The sequence below is a fragment of the Pectobacterium brasiliense genome, from assembly GCF_013449685.1.
Classification (GTDB): Bacteria; Pseudomonadota; Gammaproteobacteria; order Enterobacterales; family Enterobacteriaceae; genus Pectobacterium; species Pectobacterium brasiliense_A.
The window spans coordinates 1-24918 of record NZ_JACDSF010000018.1; the positions used below are offsets into that span (position 1 = coordinate 1).

Consider the following 24918-nt stretch of genomic DNA (forward strand, 5'->3'; position numbering starts at 1 on the left):
AAGTTATCGCTTAATCGCTGATAAACTTAATGCATGAAAAAGGCACTTCGGTGCCTTTTTTTACGTCCGAATGATTAGATGGAAATTGAAATAAAAATAATTCTTATTTAGAATAACTCAGTTGGTTAAAAAATCGCTAGGCGCGGTTTCAAATGCTAGTTGTAGTGTCCTGAAAGGTAGTGCGAAAGACACTCGCAATAACAATGAGTCATTCTGATATGTATGTTTGTTTGTGCAACGCGATTTCTGACAAAGTCATTCGTAATGCTGTTCGTCAGCACCAGCCTCAATCTATGCAACAATTACGCAAGCTCGTTCCTATTGGGACCGATTGCGGAAAATGTATTCGTCAGGCGCGTGTTATTTTTGAGGAAGAGCAGGCTAAAATTCCTGACATGTATGAAGTAGCATAAAATGTAGGATCGTTTTTTTGACTCTTTGCTGACCAGTTCTACACTTTAAGAACTGGAGCGGAGGAGCATGTCATGAAAGGCGATAAAAAAGTCATCACACACCTGAATAAGCTATTGGGCAACGAGCTGGTAGCCATTAACCAATATTTTCTTCATGCCCGAATGTTTAAAAACTGGGGCTTAACCCGTCTTAACGATCACGAATATCATGAGTCTATTGACGAAATGAAACATGCTGATCGCTACATCGAACGAATCCTGTTTCTCGAAGGCATCCCGAATCTACAGGATTTGGGTAAGTTGAACATTGGCGAGGATGTCGAGGAGATCTTACGTTCTGATCTTCAACTTGAATTGGATGGCGCAAAGAGTTTGCGTGAGGCAATTGCCTATGCTGATTCGGTACATGACTACGTCAGTAGAGATTTAATGATAGAAATTCTTGCCGATGAAGAAGGGCACATCGACTGGCTGGAGACAGAATTAGACTTGATTTCACGTCTTGGTATACAAAACTATCTTCAAGCTCAGCTAAAAGCTGAGTAACTGATTATCATAGCCTGCTATGTAATTTATGTCCCAATTCGGCCGGACTGTGCACATTGTTCCGGCCGCGTTAAAATCATTTCATCCTGATTATTGCTTCCCCAGCCAATTTGCGTATAATGCGCGAGCTTACCGAATCTAGGTAAGCCTGATTCAATCTGAATCAGACGGCCAATATTGATTTATTGACCAAAACAATACTCCCGATATGGGGGTTATGTGCTGACGATTACACTCCCCCATCAATCGAAATGGGTGTGAGGAGTAATCATTTACGTTTATAAATAATTGGAGCTCTGGTCTCATGCAGAACCAAAGAATCCGTATCCGCCTGAAAGCGTTTGATCATCGTCTGATTGATCAATCAACTGCGGAAATCGTCGAGACTGCTAAGCGCACTGGTGCGCAAGTACGTGGTCCGATCCCGCTGCCGACCCGCAAAGAGCGCTTTACCGTTCTGATTTCTCCGCACGTCAATAAAGATGCGCGCGATCAGTACGAGATTCGCACTCACAAGCGTCTGGTTGACATCGTTGAGCCAACCGAGAAAACCGTTGATGCTCTGATGCGTCTGGATCTGGCTGCTGGTGTAGACGTGCAGATCAGCCTGGGTTAATCAGGTCATTGAGCGATTGAGAGGTTGAAACAATGATTGGTTTAGTCGGTAAAAAAGTGGGCATGACCCGTATCTTCACTGAAGATGGCGTATCTATCCCCGTAACCGTTATCGAAATTGAAGCAAACCGCGTAACTCAGGTTAAAGACCTGGCTAACGACGGTTACCGCGCTGTGCAAGTGACTACTGGTGCTAAAAAAGCAAACCGTGTTACTAAGCCAGAAGCAGGTCACTTTGCTAAAGCTGGCGTAGAAGCTGGCCGTACTCTGCGTGAATTCCGTCTTTCTGAAGGCGAAGAGTTCACTGTAGGTCAGAGCATCAGTGTCGAAATTTTCGCAGACGTTAAAAAAGTAGACGTTACTGGTACATCTAAAGGTAAAGGTTTTGCTGGCACAGTTAAGCGCTGGAATTTCCGTACTCAGGATGCTACTCACGGTAACTCCTTGTCCCACCGCGTTCCGGGTTCTATCGGTCAGAACCAGACTCCGGGCAAAGTGTTCAAAGGCAAGAAAATGGCAGGCCAGCTGGGTAACGAGCGTGTAACCGTTCAGAGCCTGGACGTAGTGCGTGTTGACGCTGAGCGCAACCTGCTGCTGGTTAAAGGTGCTGTTCCGGGAGCTACCGGTAGCGACCTGATCGTTAAACCAGCTGTGAAGGCGTGAGGAGATAGCAATGGAATTAGTATTGAAAGACGCGCAAAGCGCGCTGACTGTTTCCGAAACTACCTTCGGTCGTGATTTCAACGAAGCGCTGGTACATCAGGTTGTTGTTGCTTATGCAGCAGGTGCCCGTCAAGGTACTCGCGCCCAGAAGACCCGTGCTGAAGTAACTGGTTCCGGTAAAAAACCTTGGCGTCAGAAAGGTACTGGCCGTGCGCGTTCTGGTTCTGCTAAGAGCCCGATCTGGCGTTCCGGTGGTGTGACCTTCGCTGCTAAGCCACAGGATCACAGTCAGAAAGTTAACAAAAAGATGTACCGCGGCGCGCTGAAAAGCATTCTGTCCGAATTGGTACGTCAAGATCGTCTGATCGTTGTCGAGACGTTCTCTGTGGAAGCACCGAAAACTAAGTTGCTGGCACAGAAACTGAAAGAAATGGCACTGGAAGACGTGTTGATCATCACCGGTGAACTGGATGAAAATCTGTTCCTGGCTGCGCGTAACCTGTACAAGGTTGACGTGCGTGATGCAGCAGGTATCGACCCAGTTAGCTTGATCGCCTTCGACAAAGTCGTTATGACTGCTGATGCAGTTAAGCAAGTTGAGGAGATGCTGGCATGATCCGTGAAGAACGTCTGCTGAAAGTACTGCGCGCGCCGCACGTATCTGAAAAAGCATCTACCGCGATGGAAAAAACTAACACCATCGTTCTCAAAGTTGCTAAAGACGCGACTAAAGCAGAGATCGTTGCTGCTGTAGAGAAACTGTTCGAAGTAGAAGTTAAAGACGTAAACACCCTGGTAGTTAAGGGTAAAGTTAAGCGTCACGGACAGCGTATTGGTCGTCGCAGCGACTGGAAAAAAGCTTACGTCACCCTGAAAGAAGGCCAGAATCTGGACTTCATCGGCGGCGCTGAGTAAGTCGGAGGAGAAAGACAATGGCAGTTGTTAAATGTAAACCGACATCTCCGGGTCGTCGCCACGTTGTTAAAGTGGTTAACCCTGAGCTGCACAAGGGCAAGCCTTATGCCCCGTTGCTGGAAAAGAACAGCAAATCCGGTGGCCGTAACAACAATGGCCGCATCACTACCCGTCACATCGGTGGTGGTCACAAACAGCAATATCGTCTGATTGACTTCAAACGTAATAAAGACGGTATTCCTGCGGTTGTTGAGCGTCTGGAGTATGATCCGAACCGTTCCGCGAATATCGCGCTGGTTCTGTACAAAGACGGCGAACGTCGTTACATCCTGGCGCCGAAAGGCCTGAAAGCCGGCGACCAGATTCAATCTGGCGTTGATGCTGCGATTAAAGCGGGTAACACCCTGCCGATGCGTAACATTCCAGTCGGTTCAACGGTTCATAACGTAGAAATGAAACCAGGTAAAGGCGGCCAATTGGCTCGTTCTGCTGGTGCTTACGTTCAGATCGTTGCTCGTGACGGTTCTTACGTTACCCTGCGTCTGCGTTCTGGCGAAATGCGTAAAGTCGAATCCGACTGCCGCGCTACGCTGGGCGAAGTTGGCAACGCTGAGCACATGCTTCGCGTTCTGGGTAAAGCTGGTGCTGCACGCTGGCGTGGTGTTCGTCCTACCGTTCGCGGTACGGCAATGAACCCAGTCGACCACCCACACGGTGGTGGTGAAGGTCGTAACTTTGGTAAGCACCCGGTTAGTCCGTGGGGCGTTCAGACCAAAGGTAAGAAGACCCGCAGCAACAAGCGTACTGATAAATTTATCGTACGTCGCCGTACTAAATAATCTTAGAGGATAAACCATGCCACGTTCTCTCAAGAAAGGTCCATTTATTGACCTGCACTTGCTGAAGAAGGTAGAGAAAGCGGTGGAAAGCGGAGACAAGAAGCCTTTGCGCACTTGGTCCCGTCGTTCAACGATCTTTCCAAATATGATCGGTTTGACCATCGCTGTCCATAATGGTCGTCAGCACGTTCCGGTGTTTGTTTCCGATGAAATGGTCGGTCACAAACTGGGTGAATTCGCGCCGACTCGTACTTATCGCGGCCATGCGGCCGACAAAAAGGCCAAGAAGCGCTAAGGTAGGAGGAAGAGATGGAAACTATCGCTAAACATTGCCACGCTCGTTCTTCTGCTCAAAAGGTTCGCCTGGTGGCAGACCTGATTCGCGGTAAGAAAGTGTCGCAAGCTCTGGAAGTTCTGACCTACACCAACAAGAAAGCTGCTGGTCTGGTTAAAAAAGTGCTGGAGTCTGCTATTGCTAACGCAGAACACAACGATGGCGCTGACATTGATGATCTGAAAGTCGCGAAAATCTTCGTTGACGAAGGCCCAAGCATGAAGCGCATTATGCCGCGTGCTAAAGGTCGTGCGGATCGCATCCTGAAGCGTACCAGCCACATTACTGTGGTTGTGTCCGATCGCTGAGACTCTGGAGACTAGCAATGGGTCAGAAAGTACATCCTAATGGTATTCGCCTGGGTATTGTCAAACCTTGGAACTCTACCTGGTATGCGAATACCAAAGAATTCGCTGACAACCTGGACAGCGATTTTAAAGTTCGTAAATACCTGACGAAGGAACTGGAGAAGGCTTCCGTTTCTCGTATCGTTATCGAACGTCCGGCAAAAAGCATTCGTGTGACTATTCACACTGCTCGCCCGGGTATCGTGATCGGTAAAAAAGGTGAAGATGTTGAAAAACTGCGCAAAGTCGTAGCGGATATCGCTGGCGTACCTGCACAGATCAATATCGCAGAAGTTCGTAAACCTGAACTGGACGCAAAACTGGTTGCTGACAGCATCACTTCTCAGCTGGAGCGTCGTGTGATGTTCCGCCGTGCTATGAAGCGTGCGGTACAGAACGCCATGCGTCTGGGCGCTAAAGGTATTAAAGTTGAAGTAAGTGGCCGTCTTGGCGGCGCTGAAATCGCGCGTACCGAATGGTACCGTGAAGGTCGTGTTCCATTGCATACACTGCGTGCGGATATCGACTACAACACCTCCGAAGCGCACACCACTTATGGTGTTATCGGTGTGAAAGTGTGGATCTTCAAAGGTGAGATCCTGGGTGGTATGGCTGCCGTTGAACAACCGGAAAAACCGGCTGCTCAACCTAAAAAGCAGCAGCGTAAAGGCCGCAAGTAAGGAGAGTCGCTGATGTTACAACCAAAGCGTACAAAATTCCGTAAGGTGCACAAGGGCCGCAACCGTGGTCTGGCGCAGGGTACGGATGTTAGCTTCGGCACTTTCGGTCTGAAAGCTGTTGGCCGCGGTCGCCTGACTGCTCGTCAAATCGAAGCTGCACGTCGTGCCATGACTCGTGCTGTTAAGCGTCAAGGTAAGATCTGGATCCGTGTATTCCCGGACAAACCGATCACCGAGAAACCGCTTGAAGTTCGTATGGGTAAAGGTAAAGGTAACGTGGAATATTGGGTTGCCTTGATTCAGCCAGGTAAAGTCCTGTACGAAATGGACGGTGTGCCGGAAGAGTTAGCCCGTGAGGCATTCCAACTGGCAGCAGCGAAACTGCCTATCAAAACCACCTTTGTAACTAAGACGGTGATGTAATGAAAGCAAATGAGCTGCGTGAAAAAAGCGTCGAAGAGCTGAACACTGAACTGCTCGGCCTGCTGCGCGAGCAATTTAACCTGCGTATGCAGGCTGCCAGTGGTCAGTTGCAACAGACTCACCTGGTAAAACAAGTGCGTCAGAATATTGCACGTGTTAAGACTTTACTGACTGAGAAGGCGGGTGCGTAATGACTGATAAAATCCGTACTCTGCAAGGTCGTGTTGTAAGCGACAAAATGGAGAAATCCATGGTTGTTGCTATCGAACGTTTTGTGAAACACCCGCTTTACGGTAAATTCATTAAGCGTACGACTAAGCTGCACGTACATGACGAGAACAATGAATGCGGTATCGGTGACGTGGTTGAAATCCGCGAATGCCGTCCGCTGTCCAAAAATAAGTCTTGGACACTTGTTCGCGTTGTAGAGAAAGCGATTCTGTAATAAAGTAGCGCTCTTCTCTTATGATAAACGGCTCTGCAAAGGGCCGTTTATTTTTTCTACCCATACCAAGGAAGCGGTGTTATAATGCTGCGCCCTCAATTATGGGGTATTTAATGGCCCGAAAGGGTCCTAGAGTAGTAGTTGACAAGCGGAGCACTAAAATGATCCAAGAACAGACTATGCTGAACGTGGCCGATAATTCCGGTGCACGTCGCGTAATGTGTATCAAGGTTCTAGGTGGCTCGCACCGTCGCTACGCAGGCGTCGGCGATATCATCAAAATTACCATCAAGGAAGCAATTCCTCGCGGTAAGGTGAAGAAAGGCGATGTTCTGAAGGCGGTAGTGGTGCGCACCAAGAAGGGTGTTCGTCGCCCGGACGGTTCTGTCATTCGCTTCGATGGCAATGCTTGCGTTATTTTAAACAATAACAGCGAACAGCCTATCGGTACGCGTATTTTTGGGCCGGTAACTCGTGAACTGCGTAATGAGAAGTTCATGAAAATTATCTCTCTGGCACCAGAAGTACTTTAAGGAGCGAATCATGGCAGCGAAAATCCGTCGTGATGACGAAGTTATTGTGCTAACCGGTAAAGATAAAGGTAAGCGCGGTAAAGTAAAAAATGTCCTGTCTGCTAGTAAGGTCATTGTTGAAGGTATTAACCTGGTTAAAAAACATCAGAAGCCGGTTCCGGCCCTGAACCAACCAGGTGGCATCGTTGAAAAAGAAGCTGCAATTCAAGTTTCTAACCTTGCAATCTTCAATGCGGCAACTGGTAAGGCTGACCGTGTAGGCTTTAGATTCGAAGACGGAAAAAAAGTCCGTTTCTTTAAATCTAATAGCGAAACTATCAAGTAATTTGGAGTAGTACGATGGCGAAACTGCATGATTACTACAAAGACGAAGTAGTTAAAAAACTCATGACTGAGTTTAACTACAATTCTGTCATGCAAGTCCCTCGGGTCGAGAAGATCACCCTGAATATGGGTGTTGGTGAAGCGATCGCTGACAAGAAACTGCTGGATAACGCAGCAGCTGATCTGGCAGCAATCTCCGGTCAAAAACCGTTGATCACCAAAGCACGCAAATCTGTTGCAGGCTTCAAAATCCGTCAGGGCTATCCGATCGGCTGTAAAGTAACTCTGCGTGGCGAACGCATGTGGGAGTTCCTTGAGCGTCTGATTTCCATTGCTGTACCGCGTATTCGTGACTTCCGTGGCTTGTCCGCTAAGTCATTCGATGGTCGTGGTAATTACAGCATGGGTGTGCGTGAGCAGATCATCTTCCCGGAAATCGACTACGATAAAGTCGATCGCGTTCGTGGTTTGGACATTACCATTACCACCACTGCGAAATCCGATGATGAAGGCCGTGCGCTATTGGCCGCCTTTAACTTCCCATTCCGCAAGTAAGGTAGGGTTACTAATGGCTAAGCAATCCATGAAAGCACGCGAAGTTGTTCGTGTGAAACTGGCTGAAAAATACCGCGCTAAACGCGAGGAATTGAAAGCTATCATCTCTGGTGTGAACTCATCTGACGAAGATCGTTGGGATGCAGTTCTTAAGCTGCAGACTCTGCCGCGTGATTCCAGCCCGTCTCGTCAGCGTAACCGCTGCCGCCAAACTGGTCGTCCGCACGCTTTCCTGCGGAAGTTCGGGTTGAGCCGTATCAAGGTCCGTGAAGCCGCTATGCGCGGTGAAATTCCGGGTCTGAAAAAGGCTAGCTGGTAATTGTCACCAATTGAATCACGGGAGTAAAGACAGATGAGCATGCAAGATCCGATCGCGGATATGCTGACCCGTATCCGTAACGGTCAAGCCGCGAACAAAGTTGCGGTCACCATGCCTTCCTCCAAGCTGAAAGTGGCAATTGCCAACGTGCTGAAGGAAGAAGGTTACATTGAAGATTTCAAAATCGAAGGCGACACCAAGCCAGTTCTGGAATTAGAACTTAAATATTTCCAGGGCAAGGCAGTGGTAGAAAGCATTCAGCGAGTAAGCCGTCCAGGTCTGCGCATCTATAAAAGAAAAGATGAGCTGCCAAAAGTTATGGCCGGTTTAGGTATCGCAGTTGTTTCTACCTCTAAAGGTGTTATGACTGATCGTGCAGCTCGCCAGGCTGGTCTTGGTGGCGAGATTATCTGCTACGTAGCTTAATCGGGAGGAAAAATGTCTCGTGTTGCAAAAGCACCCGTCGTCATTCCTGCCGGCGTAGAGGTAAAACTCAACGGTCAGGATGTTTCGATTAAGGGTAAAAACGGCGAGCTGAGTCGTAAGATCCATGATGCTGTTGAAGTGAAACAAGCTGACAACGCTCTGACTTTCGCTCCGCGCGAAGGTTTTGTTGACGGATGGGCCCAAGCGGGTACCACTCGTGCTCTGTTGAACGCAATGGTTATCGGTGTTACCGAAGGCTTCACTAAGAAGCTGCAACTGGTTGGTGTTGGTTACCGTGCTGCTGTTAAAGGCAACGTGGTTAACCTGTCTCTCGGGTTTTCTCATCCAGTAGAGCATGCACTGCCGGCAGGTATTACTGCAGAATGCCCAAGCCAAACTGAAATCGTACTGAAAGGTGCTGATAAGCAGGTTATTGGTCAGGTTGCTGCGGAATTACGCGCCTACCGTCGTCCTGAGCCTTATAAAGGCAAGGGTGTCCGTTACGCCGACGAAGTCGTGCGTACCAAAGAGGCTAAGAAGAAGTAAGGTAACACTATGGATAAGAAAGCAGCTCGTATCCGTCGTGCGACCCGCGCACGCCGCAAGCTCCAGGAACTGGGTGCGACGCGTCTGGTGGTACATCGTACTCCACGCCATATTTATGCGCAGGTCATTGCACCGAACGGTTCTGAAGTCCTGGTAGCCGCTTCTACTGTAGAAAAAGCTATCGCTGAACAACTGAAGTCTACCGGTAATAAAGACGCAGCAAGTGCAATAGGTAAAGCTATTGCAGAACGCGCGTTAGAAAAAGGCATTAAAGATGTCTCTTTCGACCGTTCCGGTTTCCAATATCATGGTCGAGTCCAAGCACTGGCAGATGCTGCCCGTGAAGCTGGCCTTCAGTTCTAAGGTAGAGGTGTAAGATGGCTCACATCGAGAAACAAGCTGGCGAACTGCAGGAAAAGCTGATCGCGGTAAATCGCGTATCTAAAACCGTTAAAGGTGGTCGTATTTTCAGCTTCACCGCACTGACTGTAGTGGGTGATGGCAACGGCCGCGTTGGTTTTGGTTACGGTAAAGCTCGCGAAGTTCCAGCAGCGATCCAGAAAGCGATGGAAAAAGCCCGTCGCAATATGATGAATGTCGCGCTGAACAACGGCACCCTGCAGCACCCAGTTAAAGGTGCTCACACGGGTTCTCGTGTGTTCATGCAGCCAGCTTCCGAAGGTACCGGTATTATTGCCGGTGGTGCAATGCGCGCCGTTTTGGAAGTTGCAGGGGTTCACAACGTATTGGCTAAAGCCTATGGTTCCACTAACCCGATTAACGTGGTTCGTGCAACGATTGATGGTTTGGCAAATATGAAGTCCCCAGAAATGGTCGCTGCCAAGCGTGGTAAATCCGTTGAAGAAATTCTGGGGTAATGACCGTGGCAAAGACTATTAAAATTACTCAAACCCGTAGTGCAATCGGTCGTCTGCCGAAACATAAGGCGACACTGCTTGGCCTGGGTCTGCGTCGTATTGGTCATACAGTTGAACGTGAGGATACTCCTGCGGTTCGCGGTATGGTCAACGCGGTTTCCTACATGGTTAAAGTAGAGGAGTAACAGATGCGTTTAAATACTCTGTCTCCGGCCGAAGGTGCTAAACACGCACCGAAGCGTTTAGGTCGTGGTATTGGTTCTGGCCTGGGCAAAACCAGTGGTCGTGGTCACAAAGGTCAGAACTCTCGTTCTGGCGGTGGCGTGCGTCGTGGTTTTGAAGGTGGTCAGATGCCTTTATATCGTCGTCTGCCGAAATTCGGTTTTACTTCTCGCAAAGCGATGATCACGGCAGAAGTTCGTCTGTCTGATTTAGCTAAAGTAGAAGGCGACGTGGTTGACCTGAATACGCTGAAAGCCGCTAATGTTATTGGCATTCAGATTGAGTTCGCGAAAGTGATTCTGTCTGGTGAAGTTGCTCGTCCGGTAACGATTCGTGGTCTGCGTGTCACTAAAGGTGCTCGTGCTGCTATCGAAACTGCTGGCGGTAAAATTGAGGAATAAGTAGCAGATGGCTAAGCAACCAGGATTAGATTTTCAAAGTGCTAAAGGCGGAGTTGGTGAACTGAAGCGCAGACTTTTGTTTGTTATCGGTGCGCTAATTGTTTTCCGTATTGGCTCTTTTATCCCAATTCCTGGTATTGATGCCACTGTGCTTGCCAAATTGCTTGAACAGCAGCGAGGCACCATCATTGAAATGTTTAACATGTTCTCTGGTGGTGCTCTCAGCCGTGCTTCTATCTTTGCACTGGGTATTATGCCGTATATTTCGGCATCGATTATTATCCAGTTGCTGACGGTGGTTCATCCCGCGTTGGCTGAAATAAAGAAAGAAGGGGAAGCTGGCCGTCGTAAGATCAGCCAGTATACCCGTTATGGTACCTTGGTATTGGCTATATTCCAGTCAATCGGTATTGCTACCGGTTTGCCGAATATGCCTGGAATGCAAGACTTGGTGATAAATCCAGGTTTTGCTTTCTACTTTACCGCTGTTGTGAGCCTAGTTACTGGGACAATGTTCCTGATGTGGCTGGGAGAACAGATTACGGAACGTGGTATCGGTAACGGTATCTCGATCATAATCTTCGCTGGTATTGTTGCGGGGCTACCGCCGGCCATTGGCCATACTATCGAGCAAGCTCGGCAAGGCGACCTGCACTTCCTCCTGTTGCTGTTGGTTGCAGTTTTAGTGTTTGCAGTAACCTTCTTCGTTGTTTTCGTTGAGCGTGGTCAACGTCGTATTGTCGTTAACTATGCAAAACGTCAACAGGGGCGTCGTGTTTATGCAGCACAGAGTACGCATTTACCGCTGAAAGTGAACATGGCTGGGGTTATCCCTGCAATTTTCGCCTCCAGTATTATTCTGTTCCCAGCTACGATTGCATCTTGGTTTGGGGGCGGTACCGGTTGGAACTGGCTGACAACTATTTCGCTGTATTTGCAGCCCGGACAGCCGCTTTATGTGTTACTCTATGCGTCTGCAATCATCTTCTTCTGTTTCTTCTACACTGCGTTGGTTTTCAACCCGCGCGAAACAGCAGATAACCTGAAGAAGTCCGGTGCATTCGTGCCAGGAATTCGTCCGGGAGAGCAAACGGCGAAATATATCGATAAAGTGATGACTCGCCTGACTCTGATTGGTGCGATGTATATTACTTTTATCTGCCTGATCCCGGAGTTTATGCGTGACGCAATGAAAGTACCTTTCTATTTCGGGGGTACATCTTTATTGATCGTTGTTGTCGTCATCATGGACTTTATGGCTCAAGTGCAAACTCTAATGATGTCGAGTCAATATGAGTCTGCATTGAAGAAAGCAAACCTGAAAGGCTATAACCGTTAATTAGGTGAGCTTGAGAAGTTACGGAGAGTAAAAATGAAAGTTCGTGCTTCCGTCAAGAAATTATGTCGTAACTGTAAGATTGTTAAGCGTAACGGTGTCGTTCGTGTGATCTGCAGTGCCGAGCCGAAGCATAAACAGCGTCAAGGCTGATTATCTCGCATATTTTTCTTGCAAAGTTGGATTGAGCTGGCTAGATTAGCCAGCCAATCTTTTGTATGTAGCTGCAACATTATTTGAGTATCCTGAAAACGGGCTTTTCAGAATGGTGTTGCTGTATAAAATTGTAGGAGTGCATAGTGGCCCGTATAGCAGGCATTAACATTCCTGATCATAAACATACCGTTATTGCGTTAACGTCGATTTTCGGTATCGGTAAAACCCGGTCGCAGGCTATTTGTGCTGCAACAGGGATTGCCGAAGATGTTAAGATCAGTGAGCTGTCTGAAGAGCAAATCGATAAGCTGCGTGACGAAGTTGCCAAGTTTGTTGTAGAAGGTGATCTGCGTCGTGAAGTTACCCTGAGCATCAAGCGTCTTATGGACCTTGGTACTTATCGTGGTTTGCGTCATCGTCGTGGTCTGCCGGTTCGCGGTCAGCGTACCAAGACTAACGCCCGTACCCGTAAGGGTCCGCGCAAACCGATCAAGAAATAATCGGGGTGATTGAATAATGGCAAAGGCACCTATTCGTGCACGTAAGCGTGTAAGAAAGCAAGTCTCTGACGGTGTGGCTCATATCCATGCTTCTTTCAACAACACCATCGTAACCATTACTGATCGTCAGGGTAATGCGCTGGGTTGGGCAACTGCCGGTGGTTCCGGCTTCCGTGGTTCTCGTAAATCTACGCCGTTCGCTGCTCAGGTAGCTGCAGAACGTTGCGCAGAGGCCGTGAAAGAGTACGGTATTAAGAACCTGGAAGTTATGGTTAAAGGACCTGGTCCGGGCCGTGAGTCTACTATCCGCGCATTGAACGCGGCTGGTTTCCGCATCACTAATATTACTGATGTGACTCCGATCCCTCATAACGGTTGTCGTCCGCCGAAAAAGCGCCGCGTATAACGCCGCTTTTAGGATTGTTGGAGAAAGAAAATGGCAAGATATTTGGGTCCTAAGCTCAAGCTGAGCCGTCGTGAAGGCACCGACCTGTTCCTGAAGTCTGGTGTTCGTGCGATCGATTCCAAGTGTAAAATTGAACAAGCTCCTGGCCAGCATGGTGCGCGTAAACCGCGTCTGTCTGACTATGGTGTACAGTTGCGTGAAAAGCAAAAAGTTCGCCGTATCTACGGTGTTCTGGAGCGTCAGTTCCGTAACTATTATAAAGAAGCTGCACGTCTGAAAGGCAACACAGGTGCAAACCTGCTGCAACTGCTGGAAGGTCGTCTGGATAACGTTGTTTATCGTATGGGTTTTGGTGCCACTCGTGCTGAAGCACGTCAAATGGTAAGCCACAAAGCTATCATGGTAAACGGTCGCGTTGTTAGCATCGCTTCTTATCAGGTATCCCCGAATGACGTAGTCAGCATCCGTGAGAAAGCGAAAAAGCAATCTCGCGTGAAAGCCGCTCTGGAGCTGGCTGAACAGCGTGAAAAGCCAACTTGGCTGGAAGTTGATGCTGCCAAGATGGAAGGTGTGTTCAAACGTATTCCTGAACGTACCGATCTGTCTGCGGACATTAATGAACACCTGATCGTCGAGCTTTACTCCAAGTAAAGCTTAGTACCAAAGAGAGGACACAATGCAGGGTTCTGTGACAGAGTTTCTAAAACCGCGCCTGGTTGATATCGAGCAAGTGAGTTCGACGCACGCCAAGGTGACCCTTGAGCCATTAGAGCGGGGCTTCGGCCATACTCTTGGCAACGCACTGCGCCGTATTCTGCTTTCATCCATGCCAGGTTGCGCGGTGACCGAGGTTGAGATTGATGGTGTACTGCATGAGTACAGCACCAAAGAAGGCGTACAGGAAGATATCCTGGAAATCCTGCTCAACCTGAAAGGGCTGGCGGTGAGAGTTCAAGGCAAAGATGAAGTTATTCTTACCCTGAATAAATCTGGCATTGGCCCTGTGACTGCAGCCGACATCATCCATGATGGTGATGTCGAAATCGTCAAGCCGCAGCACTTAATTTGCCACCTGACTGATGAAAACGCATCTATTAGCATGCGTATCAAAGTTCAGCGTGGTCGTGGTTATGTGCCGGCATCTGCCCGTATTCATACGGAAGAAGATGAGCGCCCGATTGGTCGTCTGTTAGTTGATGCCTGCTACAGCCCTGTAGAGCGTATTGCCTACAATGTTGAAGCAGCTCGTGTAGAACAGCGTACTGACCTGGACAAGCTAGTCATCGAAATGGAAACCAATGGCACTATCGATCCTGAAGAAGCGATCCGCCGTGCGGCTACCATTCTGGCTGAACAACTTGAAGCTTTTGTTGACTTACGTGATGTTCGTCAGCCAGAAGTTAAAGAAGAGAAACCAGAGTTCGATCCGATTCTGCTGCGCCCTGTTGACGATCTGGAATTGACTGTCCGCTCTGCTAACTGCCTTAAGGCAGAAGCTATCCACTACATCGGTGATCTGGTACAGCGTACCGAGGTTGAGCTGCTCAAAACGCCTAACCTTGGTAAAAAATCTCTTACTGAGATTAAAGACGTACTGGCTTCCCGTGGTCTGTCTCTGGGCATGCGCCTGGAAAACTGGCCACCGGCAAGCATTGCTGATGAGTAACCAGATCACAGGTTAAGGTTTTACTGAGAAGGATAAGGTCATGCGCCATCGTAAGAGTGGTCGTCAACTGAACCGTAACAGCAGCCATCGTCAGGCTATGTTCCGTAACATGGCTAGTTCTTTGGTTCGTCATGAAATCATCAAGACGACCCTGCCGAAAGCGAAAGAGCTGCGTCGCGTTGTTGAACCGCTGATTACTCTTGCCAAGACCGACAGCGTTGCTAATCGTCGTCTGGCATTCGCCCGTACTCGTGATAACGAGATCGTGGCAAAACTGTTTAATGAACTGGGCCCGCGTTTCGCGAGCCGTGCCGGTGGTTACACTCGTATTCTGAAGTGTGGTTTCCGTGCTGGTGACAATGCGCCGATGGCATACATCGAGCTCGTTGATCGCTCAGTTTCGCAGACAGAAGAAGTGGCTACTGCAGAGTAATCTGTAAGAGCGTAAAAAAACCGGGGAAACCCGGTTTTTTTATATCTGAAATAAGTCATTCTTTCGCATGAATATACATGGCAAGCAACTACCTGTGTCTGAGTGAGCTGAAAATACATCCCACCTATTCTCATCTACCCATTTCGACTATATACTCTGCACGTTTTATTGCTGTACATACCAGCCGAGTTCCTCAGGAGCAATGATGACCACATACCGCCATAAACGTGGGAAAATCCAGGACAACGCCATTGAGGCATTGCTACATGACCCACTGTTTCGTCAACGAATTGAAGTGAATGAAAAAGGGAAAGGAAGTTATCGTAGGAAAGAGAAGCACATGAAGAAAGGTAATTGGGAGGCCAGTGGTAAGCAATTAAATGATTATTTACCACTGGCCTTTCTACTTTCTGTGTAACGATACTGAGTCTAAGTAGAAACTTAATTCTTACTGTCTAGTTTGTTGTTCTTTTAGTAAGTCGCGAATTTCAGCTAGTAACTTCTCTTCTGCACTCGGTTTTGGTAGGGCGGCAGGAGTATCTTCCTGTTTACGGCGCATTTTATTCATAAGCTTGATAGCTATAAAAATCGCAAAAGCGACGATGATAAAGTCGAAAATATTCTGGATGAAAGCGCCATAATTCATGACAACGGCAGGAATTTCGCCTTGTGCATCACGGAGAATAAGGCTGAATTGTTTAAAATCGACACCACCAATCAAAAGCCCAAGTGGCGGCATAATAATATCTGATACCAGAGAAGAGACGATTTTGCCAAAAGCTGCACCAATAATGACACCCACCGCCAAATCGACAACGTTGCCACGCATGGCAAACTCTCTGAATTCTTTGATGATGCTCATATCTGTTCTCCTTGCCAAAATTTATAAATTAATTCTAACCAATAGCCGTATCTTTGCCAGATTATCGATGGGCAATAAATCTTTTCCCACGTTATAAAAAGAAGGGACTTGGTTGAAATAGACGTTCAACATCAGGCACAAATTTCTTGTCGGCCAAGAACATGATGACATGATCACCTTGTTCAATTTTGCTATTTGCGTTGGCAATGATGACGTCATCACCGCGAACGATAGCACCGATGGTTGTACCGGGTGGAAGCTTAATATCTTCGATCATTCTGCCGACAACTTTCGATGTGCCCTCATCCCCATGGGCGATGGCCTCGATTGCTTCGGCGACCCCACGACGTAAAGAGGATACGCTAACAATATCCACCTTGCGGACGTGGCTGAGTAGCGCAGAAATTGTTGCCTGCTGTGGGGATATTGCGACATCGATAACGCTACCCTGGACCAGATCGACATAAGCCCGACGTTGGATAAGTACCATTACTTTTTTCGCGCCCATACGTTTAGCCAGCATAGCTGACATAATATTCGCTTCGTCATCGTTGGTAATGGCGATGAATACATCGATCTGCTCGATATGCTCTTCGGCGAGGAGTTCTTGATCTGAAGCATCGCCATGGAATACGACCGTATTTTGCAGAAGCTCAGCCAGTTCCACAGCTCGGTCTGCATTTCGTTCTATCAACTTGATGCTGTAGTCTTTTTCTAACCGCTGCGCTAATCCTGCACCGACGTTACCGCCACCAACGATCATTATCCTTTTATACGGTTTTTCAAGGCGCTGCAGCTCACTCATCACCGCACGAATATGCTGTGAAGCGGCGACAAAAAACACTTCATCTCCAGCTTCGATAATGGTGGAACCCTGTGGGCGAATCGGACGATCGTGACGAAAAATAGCCGCAACGCGGGTATCTACGTGAGGAATGTGTTCACGGAGGGAGGTGAGGGCATTACCCACCAGTGGGCCGCCATAGTAGGCATTAACTGCCGCAAGACTCACTTTACCTTCAGCGAAGTTGACGACCTGAAGTGCTCCAGGATATTCGATCAGTTTGTAAATGTTATCGATCACTAACTGCTCTGGAGAAATTAAGTGATCGATGGGAACCGCTTCTGGTAAAAAAAGCTGTTCTGATTCACGGATGTATTCGGCAGCACGAATGCGAGCGATCCGGTTTGGTGTTTTGAAAAGAGAATAAGCAATCTGACAGGCCACCATATTCGTTTCATCTGAATTGGTAACGGCGACCAGCATATCCGCATCTTCAGCCCCTGCTTCACGTAGCACTCGTGGATGAGAGGCATAGCCAGTAACGACACGCAGATCAAACTTATCCTGAAGCTGACGTAACCGGTTTGCATCAGTATCAACGACAGTGATGTCGTTATTTTCCCCTGCTAGATTTTCTGCCAGTGTTCCACCGACCTGACCCGCGCCAAGGATGATAATTTTCATAATAAGCCATGCCGTTTATTGATTGCTGCCTGTTGCAGACAATACTGGGTTCAATATCAGTTTTTTACCAGCTTCGCATAAAAGAAACCATCGCCACCATCAGCATGAGGCAGCATCTGTATGCCTGGCAGTTCGCTTGTTCCTGTATCAACCAGTTTTGCATCGGCATGACGAGTCAGGAAATCCGTAACTTGTTGAGCGTTTTCTTGCGGCAAAATGGAGCAAGTGGCGTAGACCATCGTGCCACCTGCTTTGAGATGTGGCCAAATGGCGTCAAGAATTTCTTTTTGCAGAGCAACCAACTCTTCGATATCTCTGTCCCGGCGTAGCCATTTGATGTCAGGATGACGACGAATCACGCCTGTGGCGGAACAAGGGGCATCTAACAGAATACGGTCAAACATACGCCCTTCACACCACGAATCGGGGTAACGCCCATCACCTTGTTTCACTTCTGCATGCATTTGTAATCGCAGTAAATTTTCTTTTACCCGACTTAGGCGCGCCTCATCAATATCGACGGCGAGCACGTGAGACTTTGGCGCAGCTTCTAAAATGTGTGTCGTTTTTCCGCCGGGTGCAGCGCAGAGATCGAGGATCTGTTCGCCCTCTTGTGGATCGAGCCAATAGACGCAACCTTGAGCCGATGCATCCTGTACGGTTGCCCATCCTTGTGAAAATCCTGGCAATTGATCGACCGCACAGGGAGTAGTAAGTCGTATCGCATCGCTGTATTCAGCATGAGGAAATGCCTCGATTCCCTCTTGCTCTAACAAGTTTAAATACGCTTCACGTGTGTGGTGTAATCGATTCACTCGTAGCCACATTGGGGGGCGTTGATTATTCGCCTCAACGATGTTTTGCCAATGATGTGGATAGGCACGCTCAATGCGCGCCAGCAGCCAGCTTGGATGCAGGTAATGAGATGAGTGAGTTGCCTCACGTTGAATCAGTTCTTCCTGCTGACGCTGAAATTGGCGTAATACGCCATTAATCAGTCCCTTGAGCTGTGGCCGCTTTAATGCGACGGCGCCTTCTACTGTTTCTGCCAGGGCCGCATGTGGCGGGATCCGAGTGTAGTGCAGCTGGTAGATGCCGACCATGATGAGGTAGTGCAGCGTGCGTTGTTTACCCGTCAGAGGTTTAGCCATCAGTTGTTGAATACACCATTCCAACTGCGGTAAAACGCGTAATACGCCGAAGCAAAGCTCTTGCAAAAGTGCGCGATCTTTATCGGAGACTTCACGCTGATGAACAGGTAATAAGGCACTGAGTGATTGTCCCTGATCCAGAACCTGTCCCACCACTTTTGCGGCAATACTGCGTAGATTGTATGAGCTTTTCATGTGTTAGCGATGACGTATACGTAAAAGAGAGAGGATATACCGGCATGGTGCCGGTATGAAAAATAGATTAGTCCAGTGTATTACCGGGAACGAACCACTCACGACGTGAGTTAAGCAGATCCTGTGCGCCCATGACTTTTTTGCCTGCGGGCTGCAATTCCTGAATATTCAAGATGCCATCGGCTGTTGCTACCTGAATGCCGTGCTTGTCTGCCTGTATGATTGTACCGGGCTGTGAGCCATGTGCTTTGGCGATGACCTCAGCTTTCCACACTTTCACTGGCTGTTCATCGACGATGAAATAGCTGACTGGCCAAGGATTAAAAGCACGAATACAGCGTTCAAGCTGCTCGGCAGATAACTGCCAGTTGAGACGAGCTTCTTCTTTGCTGAGCTTTTCTGCATAGGTGGCAAGGGCATCATTTTGTGTTTCAGCTACAGCGCTGCCATCAGCAAGTTGTTCCAGCGTTTCCAATAAGCCACGTGGGCCCAGCTCGGCAAGTTTATCGTACAACGTTGCGCTGGTATCTTGTGGCAGGATTGGGCACGAAATTTTGTGCAGCATTGCGCCAGTATCGAGTCCAACATCCATTTGCATGATCGTCACGCCGGTTTCACTATCTCCAGCCCACAATGCACGTTGAATGGGGGCCGCGCCGCGCCAGAGAGGCAACAGAGAACCGTGAACATTAATGCAGCCAAGGCGAGGCATGGATAACACGGGCTGCGGCAGAATTAATCCGTAGGCGACAACGACCATAACATCGGCATTTAACGCCTGAACCATCGCTTGATTTTCTTCCGGCCGCAGAGATTTAGGCTGGAAAACGGGGATGCTATGCTGCTCTGCCAGTACTTTTACCGGACTGGGAGTGAGCTTGTTGCCCCTGCCTGCTGGACGATCGGGCTGGGTGAAAACGCCAACGACTTCATGACCCGATGATAAAAGCGCATCGAGGTGACGCGCGGCAAAGTCAGGGGTTCCGGCAAAGATTATGCGTAAAGAATCAGACACGGTGCTTCCTGTCAGGATGAAAATTATCGGGCTCGACTATTCTGCTTAGCCAGTTTTTCCAGTTTTTGACGAATGCGCTGGCGTTTAAGCGGGGAAAGGTAATCGATAAACAGTTTCCCAACCAGATGGTCCATTTCGTGCTGAATACAAATGGCGAGTAGCTCGCTTGCTTCAAGTTCGAACGCCTTACCTTCACGATCCAATGCGCGCACTTTCACATGCTCTGCACGAGGAACCAGCGCACGCGTTTCAGGGATCGACAGACAACCCTCTTCGATGCCCGTATCGCCGCTCTTTTCAATCAGCTCGGGATTGATCAGCACCAGTCGTTGGTCTCGTTCTTCAGAGACGTCAATAACAATAATACGCTGATGAATATCCACCTGTGTCGCAGCCAGCCCAATACCTTCTTCTTCGTACATGGTATCGAACATATCATCCACGATACGTTGAATATCTGCATTGACTTCTTTTACTGGCTGCGCAGTGATGCGGAGCCGCTCGTCTGGAAAATGTAATACCTGCAAAACTGCCATATATGTTTAGATCTGTATCTGAATAGTGAGAGAGTCTTAGTCCTCATTCTAGACATTTCCTGCCCCGATTGACAGCATCGGCACTGAATTGCAGCACTTATCTGAACAGAGCGGAGTAAGGGACACCGATGCGATCAACGGAAATCTGGCTACGTATGACGGGCGTACGGCATCTGGGTGCCAGACGTGCTTGGGCGATTGTCAGAAAGCTTATTGACTTAAACTCGTTCGATAACGAGCTACTGAGGGCGTTAGGCCTGTCTGATACTCAAATAGCCCAATTCTGTACCTACGATCGTAAGACTCTGGAAGAAACCCTTAATTGGTTGTCTTATCCCAATCATCATATCGTGACGTGTGAAGATGCTTTATATCCTTTTCTATTGAGCAATATTCGTGATTTTCCGCTTCTACTCTTTGTTTCTGGCTCTCCTGAGTTACTGGCATCGCCACAAATATCGATTATTGGTAGCCGGGGGAGTAGTGCTTACGGTGAACGCTGGGGATACTTTTTCGCCCAGGAGCTTGCCGCGAATGAACTCATGGTAACAAGTGGGCTAGCGATTGGCATTGATGGTATTGCTCATCGCGCTGCTTTGGATGCGGGAGGGCGAACCATTGCAGTGCTGGGAAGCGGGTTGAAAAATATTTATCCCAAGCGGCACGCTAAGCTTGCCGAACGTATCTGTGGCGGTGGTGGCGCGTTGGTCTCTGAATTTCCCCTCGCGATGCCGCCTTTTCCAACCAACTTTCCCAGAAGAAATCGTATTATCAGCGGGTTAGGGCTGGGTGTTCTGGTCATTGAAGCGACTATCCGCAGTGGGTCGCTGGTCACTGCGCGTTATGCTTTGGAGCAAGGACGAGAGGTTTTTGCTCTGCCGGGACCGATTGGCAACCCGATGACTGAGGGAACACACTGGTTGATCCAGCAAGGAGCCAGCCTGGTTACACATCCGAAAGATATTCTTGAGCAGTTGGTGAGTGAGTTACAGTGGCTGCCGATGGAAAGCGGGCAAACTATTTCTAACGAAGAAGAGGATGGCGAATTGCCATTTGCCGACGTGTTGGCTAACGTAGGAGATGAGGTTACACCTGTTGACGTTGTCGCTGAACGTGCCGGCCAACCTGTGCCAGAGATAGTCACTAAGCTATTAGATCTGGAGTTAGCAGGATGGATCGCAGCAGTACCCGGCGGCTATGTCCGATTAAGGAGGGCAGGCCATGTTCGACGTACTCATGTACTTGTTTGAGAGCTACATCCACAATGAAACTGAAATGCGTGTCGATCAGGATACGTTAACTGATGACCTCACCCGCGCTGGATTCCATCGTAACGATATCTATAGCGCGTTGAGTTGGCTGGAAAAACTGGCTGATATTCAGGAAGGGCAGACTGCGCCGCTTTATTTAGCGAACGATCCTCTGGCTATACGGATCTATACGCAGGATGAGGCGCAGCGTCTTGATGCGGAATGTCGTGGCTTTTTATTGTTCCTTGAGCAAATTCAGGTTCTGAACCTTGAAACGCGGGAAATGATTATTGAACGCGTCATGGCGTTGGAAACACCGGAATTTGATCTGGAAGATCTGAAGTGGGTCATCCTCATGGTGCTTTTCAATGTACCTGGTTGTGAGAATGCCTATCAGCAAATGGAAGAATTACTCTTTGAGGTCAATGACGGTTATGTGCAATAGCCAGAGGAATAATAGTTCGAATGGCTAAGCCTGCACTGTTTGCTGAAAAAAAACAGGAAATGTGTCCAGACTGTGGGTCAGTGCTGGTTATCCGTTCTGGTCGGCACGGCCCATTTCTTGGCTGTTCTGCGTATCCGGAATGTGAGTTCATTCGCCCGCTGAAAGCACAAGCTGATGGACATATCGTCAAAGTGTTAGATGGGCAGCAATGTCCGCTTTGTCAGTCGACCTTGGTCTTACGCCAAGGTCGTTATGGGATGTTTATCGGCTGTGGCAATTACCCTGAATGCCATCATACCGAGACCATCGATCGCCCTGATGATACGGCGATTCGATGTCCACAGTGTAATGAAGGCACGCTGTTACAGCGTAAATCTCGCTACGGCAAGGTGTTTCATTCTTGCGATCGCTATCCCGATTGCCAGTTTACGTTAAACCATAAGCCGATAGCGGGTGAATGCCCTTCTTGCCATTACGCTTTATTGTTTGAGAAAAAAACGGCACAAGGTATCAAGCTATTTTGTGCCAGTAAATTATGTGGAAAACCGATAGCGGTAGAAGTTGATAAGAATGAGTGATGTGTCTGATGAACGAATGATTCCCGTTTTGCGGGAGTTACATAACGAGCAGGTTATTGCATACCCGACTGAAGCGGTATTTGGGTTGGGATGCGATCCTGATAGTGAAGTGGCGGTTAATCGCCTGCTGGCGTTAAAACAACGCCCTTGGCAAAAAGGGTTGATCCTGATTGCGGCAGATTTTAGCCAACTGGCTCCTTATATTGATGACAGTACGTTATCCGATGAGCAGAAAGCCGTGATGTTTTCCACATGGCCAGGTCCGGTTACTTGGGTATTGCCAGCAAAACGCACGACTCCGCAGTGGTTAACGGGCCAATTTTCTTCGCTTGCAGTGCGTGTTAGTGATCATCCGTTAGTCAAGGAACTGTGCCTGCGCTACGGTAAACCGTTGGTATCGACCAGTGCCAATTTAAGTGGTCAACCGCCTTGCCGCACGGCTCAGGAAGTGTCTCTACAGTTTGGTGATGATTTTCCTATGCTGGTTGGGGATGTCGGCGGAAGAATGAACCCATCAGAAATCAGGGATGTATTAACAGGCGAGCTTATTCGTCAGGGGTAACGACAAGTTGGAGAGGAACGTGTCTGAAGTAACGTCTTTTGCGGTTTTTGGCAACCCGATTGCGCATAGTAAATCACCTCGCATACATGAGCTATTTGCTGCACAGACGGGGATAACGTTGACGTACCAGCGCGTGTTGGCGCCTCTGGATAATTTTGAGCAGATGCTGCGCCAGTATTTTCGTGATGGTGCTGGTGGGGCGAATGTGACAGCGCCCTTTAAAGAGCGTGCCTTTGCTGAAGCCGATGAGTGTAGCGAGTGTGCCGCGCTTGCGGGTGCGGTCAATACATTGAAGAGATTGAGTGACGGCCGCCTGTTTGGCGATAACACCGATGGCATTGGTTTGCTCAGCGATCTGCAACGATTGGCGCTGGTGAAGCCGTTGGATCGTGTTTTGCTGGTTGGTGCGGGTGGCGCAGCGCGGGGTGTTATCCAACCCCTGCTGGCTTACGGCTGTACAGTGGTGCTGACGAATAGGACCTTTTCCAAGGCCGATGCCTTAGCTAAGATCTTCCGTGATATTGGTGATATTAACGCTGTTGCTCTCGATGATTTACAAGGTCAATCGTTCGATCTGATCATCAACGCCACATCTTCTGGTATGTACGACAGCGTTCCTAACTTACCGACAGAACTCATTTCGCCGGAAACGTGCTGTTATGACATGTTTTACCTGCCGCAGCTGACACCATTTTTGTCATGGTGCGTACAGCATGGTGCCTTCCATTATGCAGATGGTTTGGGAATGCTGGTGGGGCAAGCGGCACATGCGTTTAAACTTTGGCATGGTGTCATGCCGGATGTGGAACCCGTGATTGCTTTACTAAAGCAGGATCTTGCTAAATGAATCAGGCGATCCAGTTTCCCGATCGTGAAAGCTGGGATGATAAGGTAATGGCGATCCGCTTTCCTGTTTTAGTGAATGGTTTTCTGCAGGAATGTTTAGTGAGTGCTGAGCTGCTCCAGCAACGCTATGGCGGTGATAGCCCTGAACGGTGGCTGGCACTGTTCAGGGAATATCGATGGGATCTTGAAGATGAACTGGAACAAATGATCGTTGCTGAAGAATGGGATGATGAAGGTTGTTACTCGTTGTCCTGAGCAAGGTATTCATCTTTCCAGCGAACATAGTTGTTTGCCGAGTAAATCAACCCTTCTATTTCTTCTTGTGTGAGTGGCCGAATTTTTTTGACTGGGCTACCGAGGTATAGATGTCCCTTCTCTAGCCGTTTTCCTGGGGGGACTAAGCTGCCAGCGCCAATCATGACATCATCTTCAACAATTGCTCCATCCAGAAGTATTGATCCCATCCCGACCAGAACCCGATTTCCTATTTGGCAACCGTGCAGCATCGCTTTATGACCTACCGTGACGTCTTCACCAATAATAAGCGGATTACCTTCTGGTTTTTTCTCTGAGCAATGGGTGACATGAAGTACAGAACCGTCCTGAACATTACTCCTTGCACCAACAGTAATGTAGTTAACATCACCGCGTATGGCGACAAGGGGCCAGATGCCGACATCATCGCCTAGTGTTACCTTGCCAATCACCACGCTGGAATGATCGACCATGACCCTTTCGCCTAAAACGGGAGAAATACCGTTATAACGACGGAATGTTTTTGCACTCATCGATAACCTCGTAGTTATTTAGCATATGTAGTTATTTGCCACATACTGATGATTCGTTTTAGACAAAATATCGACAGATATGGGATGTCGGCAACTGAAAAGTGGTGTGGATCGAGTAAGATCTCATCGAAAGGGTCGAAAAACACGCGAACAGAAAAAAAGATCAAGAAAGTTGTTGTGTAACGAAAACGGATCCCTATAATGCGCCTCCATCGACACGGCGCTGTGAACACACAACTGGGTCGATAAAGAAAGAGAAAACGCTTTAAAATAAGCATTGACTCTGAAGGTGAAAAGCGTA

General features: G+C 48.5%; 43 protein-coding genes. 37 read left to right on the forward strand and 6 right to left on the reverse strand.

The genetic code is table 11. The annotated features are described in order from the left end of the window. Positions 1-218 precede the first annotated feature (218 nt). The 31 genes from bfd to H0248_RS09535 all read left to right on the forward strand — a co-directional run bounded on the left by bfd (position 219) and on the right by H0248_RS09535 (position 15339). Positions 219-413: a bacterioferritin-associated ferredoxin gene (gene bfd, locus H0248_RS09385; protein WP_005970281.1), complete on the forward strand. Its 195-nt coding sequence runs from the start codon at positions 219-221 to the stop codon at positions 411-413. A gap of 72 nt (positions 414-485) precedes the next feature. Next, entirely contained in the window at positions 486-959 is a 474-nt protein-coding gene (gene bfr, locus H0248_RS09390) for a bacterioferritin (RefSeq protein WP_010304949.1), read from the forward strand. 304 nt (positions 960-1263) lie between these two features. Further along, positions 1264-1575, forward strand: a complete 312-nt coding sequence (gene rpsJ, locus H0248_RS09395; protein WP_001181005.1) for a 30S ribosomal protein S10 — start codon at positions 1264-1266, stop codon at positions 1573-1575. A gap of 32 nt (positions 1576-1607) precedes the next feature. Beyond that, entirely contained in the window at positions 1608-2237 is a 630-nt protein-coding gene (rplC, locus tag H0248_RS09400) for a 50S ribosomal protein L3 (protein ID WP_010304941.1), read from the forward strand. Positions 2238-2247: 10 nt separating this feature from the next. Further along, a complete protein-coding gene (rplD, locus tag H0248_RS09405; protein ID WP_010286181.1) occupies positions 2248-2853 on the forward strand; it encodes a 50S ribosomal protein L4 in 606 nt (201 codons plus the stop codon). After that, positions 2850-3152 carry a 50S ribosomal protein L23 gene (gene rplW / locus H0248_RS09410; protein WP_005970277.1) on the forward strand — a complete coding sequence of 101 codons (303 nt, stop codon included), beginning with the start codon at positions 2850-2852 and terminating at the stop codon, positions 3150-3152. Before rplD ends, rplW begins: the two co-directional genes overlap by 4 nt. Positions 3153-3169: 17 nt before the next feature. Further along, positions 3170-3991, forward strand: a complete 822-nt coding sequence (gene rplB, locus H0248_RS09415) for a 50S ribosomal protein L2 (protein WP_010286179.1) — start codon at positions 3170-3172, stop codon at positions 3989-3991. A 16-nt stretch (positions 3992-4007) separates the two neighbouring features. After that, entirely contained in the window at positions 4008-4286 is a 279-nt protein-coding gene (gene rpsS / locus H0248_RS09420) for a 30S ribosomal protein S19 (protein ID WP_004929772.1), read from the forward strand. A 14-nt stretch (positions 4287-4300) separates the two neighbouring features. Then, entirely contained in the window at positions 4301-4633 is a 333-nt protein-coding gene (gene rplV / locus H0248_RS09425; RefSeq protein WP_005970275.1) for a 50S ribosomal protein L22, read from the forward strand. 17 nt (positions 4634-4650) lie between these two features. Further along, entirely contained in the window at positions 4651-5352 is a 702-nt protein-coding gene (gene rpsC / locus H0248_RS09430) for a 30S ribosomal protein S3 (protein WP_005970274.1), read from the forward strand. Positions 5353-5364: 12 nt separating this feature from the next. After that, positions 5365-5775, forward strand: coding sequence for a 50S ribosomal protein L16 (gene rplP / locus H0248_RS09435; RefSeq protein ID WP_005970273.1), 411 nt, complete (start codon positions 5365-5367; stop codon positions 5773-5775). After that, complete coding sequence (rpmC, locus tag H0248_RS09440) at positions 5775-5966, forward strand: 50S ribosomal protein L29 (RefSeq protein WP_014916814.1); 192 nt, start codon at positions 5775-5777, stop codon at positions 5964-5966. Before rplP ends, rpmC begins: the two co-directional genes overlap by 1 nt. Next, on the forward strand, positions 5966-6220 hold the full coding sequence (rpsQ, locus tag H0248_RS09445; protein ID WP_010286161.1) for a 30S ribosomal protein S17: 255 nt from the start codon (positions 5966-5968) through the stop codon (positions 6218-6220). The genes rpmC and rpsQ overlap by 1 nt, the downstream gene beginning before the upstream one ends. A gap of 161 nt (positions 6221-6381) precedes the next feature. Continuing rightward, positions 6382-6753, forward strand: a complete 372-nt coding sequence (gene rplN / locus H0248_RS09450; protein ID WP_000613954.1) for a 50S ribosomal protein L14 — start codon at positions 6382-6384, stop codon at positions 6751-6753. 10 nt (positions 6754-6763) lie between these two features. Next, complete coding sequence (gene rplX, locus H0248_RS09455) at positions 6764-7078, forward strand: 50S ribosomal protein L24 (RefSeq protein WP_005970267.1); 315 nt, start codon at positions 6764-6766, stop codon at positions 7076-7078. A 14-nt stretch (positions 7079-7092) separates the two neighbouring features. Next, positions 7093-7632, forward strand: a complete 540-nt coding sequence (rplE, locus tag H0248_RS09460; RefSeq protein WP_005970265.1) for a 50S ribosomal protein L5 — start codon at positions 7093-7095, stop codon at positions 7630-7632. A gap of 13 nt (positions 7633-7645) precedes the next feature. Further along, positions 7646-7951: a 30S ribosomal protein S14 gene (gene rpsN, locus H0248_RS09465; RefSeq protein ID WP_010286114.1), complete on the forward strand. Its 306-nt coding sequence runs from the start codon at positions 7646-7648 to the stop codon at positions 7949-7951. A gap of 33 nt (positions 7952-7984) precedes the next feature. Further along, positions 7985-8377 carry a 30S ribosomal protein S8 gene (gene rpsH, locus H0248_RS09470; protein ID WP_005970261.1) on the forward strand — a complete coding sequence of 131 codons (393 nt, stop codon included), beginning with the start codon at positions 7985-7987 and terminating at the stop codon, positions 8375-8377. Between the two features lie 12 nt (positions 8378-8389). After that, positions 8390-8923, forward strand: a complete 534-nt coding sequence (gene rplF, locus H0248_RS09475; protein WP_005970259.1) for a 50S ribosomal protein L6 — start codon at positions 8390-8392, stop codon at positions 8921-8923. A 9-nt stretch (positions 8924-8932) separates the two neighbouring features. After that, the gene (rplR, locus tag H0248_RS09480; RefSeq protein ID WP_010286111.1) at positions 8933-9286 is read left to right on the forward strand and encodes a 50S ribosomal protein L18; all 354 of its coding nucleotides are present in this window, start codon (positions 8933-8935) and stop codon (positions 9284-9286) included. Between the two features lie 14 nt (positions 9287-9300). Continuing rightward, positions 9301-9801: a 30S ribosomal protein S5 gene (gene rpsE, locus H0248_RS09485; RefSeq protein WP_005970257.1), complete on the forward strand. Its 501-nt coding sequence runs from the start codon at positions 9301-9303 to the stop codon at positions 9799-9801. Positions 9802-9806: 5 nt separating this feature from the next. Further along, complete coding sequence (rpmD, locus tag H0248_RS09490) at positions 9807-9986, forward strand: 50S ribosomal protein L30 (protein WP_004846568.1); 180 nt, start codon at positions 9807-9809, stop codon at positions 9984-9986. A 3-nt stretch (positions 9987-9989) separates the two neighbouring features. Beyond that, positions 9990-10424: a 50S ribosomal protein L15 gene (rplO, locus tag H0248_RS09495; protein ID WP_010286086.1), complete on the forward strand. Its 435-nt coding sequence runs from the start codon at positions 9990-9992 to the stop codon at positions 10422-10424. A gap of 7 nt (positions 10425-10431) precedes the next feature. Then, entirely contained in the window at positions 10432-11763 is a 1332-nt protein-coding gene (gene secY, locus H0248_RS09500; protein WP_010286083.1) for a preprotein translocase subunit SecY, read from the forward strand. A 33-nt stretch (positions 11764-11796) separates the two neighbouring features. Further along, positions 11797-11913 (forward strand): 50S ribosomal protein L36, encoded by a 117-nt coding sequence (gene rpmJ, locus H0248_RS09505; RefSeq protein WP_002227352.1) that lies wholly within the window; start codon positions 11797-11799, stop codon positions 11911-11913. A 146-nt stretch (positions 11914-12059) separates the two neighbouring features. Beyond that, the gene (gene rpsM / locus H0248_RS09510) at positions 12060-12416 is read left to right on the forward strand and encodes a 30S ribosomal protein S13 (protein ID WP_010286058.1); all 357 of its coding nucleotides are present in this window, start codon (positions 12060-12062) and stop codon (positions 12414-12416) included. 16 nt (positions 12417-12432) lie between these two features. Further along, complete coding sequence (rpsK, locus tag H0248_RS09515; RefSeq protein WP_002919257.1) at positions 12433-12822, forward strand: 30S ribosomal protein S11; 390 nt, start codon at positions 12433-12435, stop codon at positions 12820-12822. 30 nt (positions 12823-12852) lie between these two features. Then, positions 12853-13473, forward strand: a complete 621-nt coding sequence (gene rpsD, locus H0248_RS09520) for a 30S ribosomal protein S4 (RefSeq protein WP_010286047.1) — start codon at positions 12853-12855, stop codon at positions 13471-13473. Between the two features lie 25 nt (positions 13474-13498). Beyond that, positions 13499-14488 (forward strand): DNA-directed RNA polymerase subunit alpha, encoded by a 990-nt coding sequence (locus H0248_RS09525; RefSeq protein WP_005970247.1) that lies wholly within the window; start codon positions 13499-13501, stop codon positions 14486-14488. A 40-nt stretch (positions 14489-14528) separates the two neighbouring features. Next, positions 14529-14921, forward strand: a complete 393-nt coding sequence (rplQ, locus tag H0248_RS09530; RefSeq protein WP_005970246.1) for a 50S ribosomal protein L17 — start codon at positions 14529-14531, stop codon at positions 14919-14921. Positions 14922-15126: 205 nt separating this feature from the next. Beyond that, entirely contained in the window at positions 15127-15339 is a 213-nt protein-coding gene (locus tag H0248_RS09535) for an alternative ribosome-rescue factor A (protein WP_180785771.1), read from the forward strand. A gap of 30 nt (positions 15340-15369) precedes the next feature. On the opposite strand, the gene mscL is transcribed toward H0248_RS09535, so the two are convergent. From mscL to def, 5 genes are all read right to left on the reverse strand, one after another. Further along, positions 15370-15783 (reverse strand): large-conductance mechanosensitive channel protein MscL, encoded by a 414-nt coding sequence (gene mscL, locus H0248_RS09540; protein ID WP_180785764.1) that lies wholly within the window; start codon positions 15781-15783, stop codon positions 15370-15372. A 91-nt stretch (positions 15784-15874) separates the two neighbouring features. Next, positions 15875-17251 carry a Trk system potassium transporter TrkA gene (gene trkA, locus H0248_RS09545; protein ID WP_180785765.1) on the reverse strand — a complete coding sequence of 459 codons (1377 nt, stop codon included), beginning with the start codon at positions 17249-17251 and terminating at the stop codon, positions 15875-15877. A gap of 56 nt (positions 17252-17307) precedes the next feature. Beyond that, positions 17308-18597, reverse strand: a complete 1290-nt coding sequence (gene rsmB, locus H0248_RS09550) for a 16S rRNA (cytosine(967)-C(5))-methyltransferase RsmB (protein ID WP_180785766.1) — start codon at positions 18595-18597, stop codon at positions 17308-17310. 67 nt (positions 18598-18664) lie between these two features. After that, positions 18665-19612, reverse strand: a complete 948-nt coding sequence (fmt, locus tag H0248_RS09555; protein ID WP_180785767.1) for a methionyl-tRNA formyltransferase — start codon at positions 19610-19612, stop codon at positions 18665-18667. A 23-nt stretch (positions 19613-19635) separates the two neighbouring features. After that, positions 19636-20148, reverse strand: a complete 513-nt coding sequence (def, locus tag H0248_RS09560) for a peptide deformylase (RefSeq protein WP_014916807.1) — start codon at positions 20146-20148, stop codon at positions 19636-19638. A gap of 128 nt (positions 20149-20276) precedes the next feature. Between def and dprA the strand changes: the two genes are divergently transcribed. From dprA to H0248_RS09590, 6 genes are read left to right on the forward strand one after another with little or no spacing between them, the layout of a single operon-like run. Continuing rightward, a complete protein-coding gene (gene dprA, locus H0248_RS09565; protein WP_180785768.1) occupies positions 20277-21398 on the forward strand; it encodes a DNA-protecting protein DprA in 1122 nt (373 codons plus the stop codon). After that, positions 21370-21843, forward strand: a complete 474-nt coding sequence (locus H0248_RS09570; protein ID WP_010287009.1) for a DUF494 family protein — start codon at positions 21370-21372, stop codon at positions 21841-21843. Before dprA ends, H0248_RS09570 begins: the two co-directional genes overlap by 29 nt. 20 nt (positions 21844-21863) lie before the next feature. Then, positions 21864-22421, forward strand: coding sequence for a DNA topoisomerase family protein (locus H0248_RS09575; protein ID WP_014916805.1), 558 nt, complete (start codon positions 21864-21866; stop codon positions 22419-22421). After that, entirely contained in the window at positions 22414-22983 is a 570-nt protein-coding gene (tsaC, locus tag H0248_RS09580; RefSeq protein WP_180785769.1) for an L-threonylcarbamoyladenylate synthase type 1 TsaC, read from the forward strand. Before H0248_RS09575 ends, tsaC begins: the two co-directional genes overlap by 8 nt. 19 nt (positions 22984-23002) lie before the next feature. Further along, positions 23003-23830 (forward strand): shikimate dehydrogenase, encoded by an 828-nt coding sequence (aroE, locus tag H0248_RS09585; RefSeq protein ID WP_180785770.1) that lies wholly within the window; start codon positions 23003-23005, stop codon positions 23828-23830. Beyond that, the gene (locus H0248_RS09590; RefSeq protein ID WP_039283003.1) at positions 23827-24084 is read left to right on the forward strand and encodes a DUF1488 family protein; all 258 of its coding nucleotides are present in this window, start codon (positions 23827-23829) and stop codon (positions 24082-24084) included. Before aroE ends, H0248_RS09590 begins: the two co-directional genes overlap by 4 nt. Here the strand turns inward: H0248_RS09590 and H0248_RS09595 are convergent. After that, positions 24069-24617 (reverse strand): gamma carbonic anhydrase family protein, encoded by a 549-nt coding sequence (locus H0248_RS09595; protein WP_039277415.1) that lies wholly within the window; start codon positions 24615-24617, stop codon positions 24069-24071. The genes H0248_RS09590 and H0248_RS09595 overlap by 16 nt on opposite strands. Positions 24618-24918 lie beyond the last annotated feature (301 nt).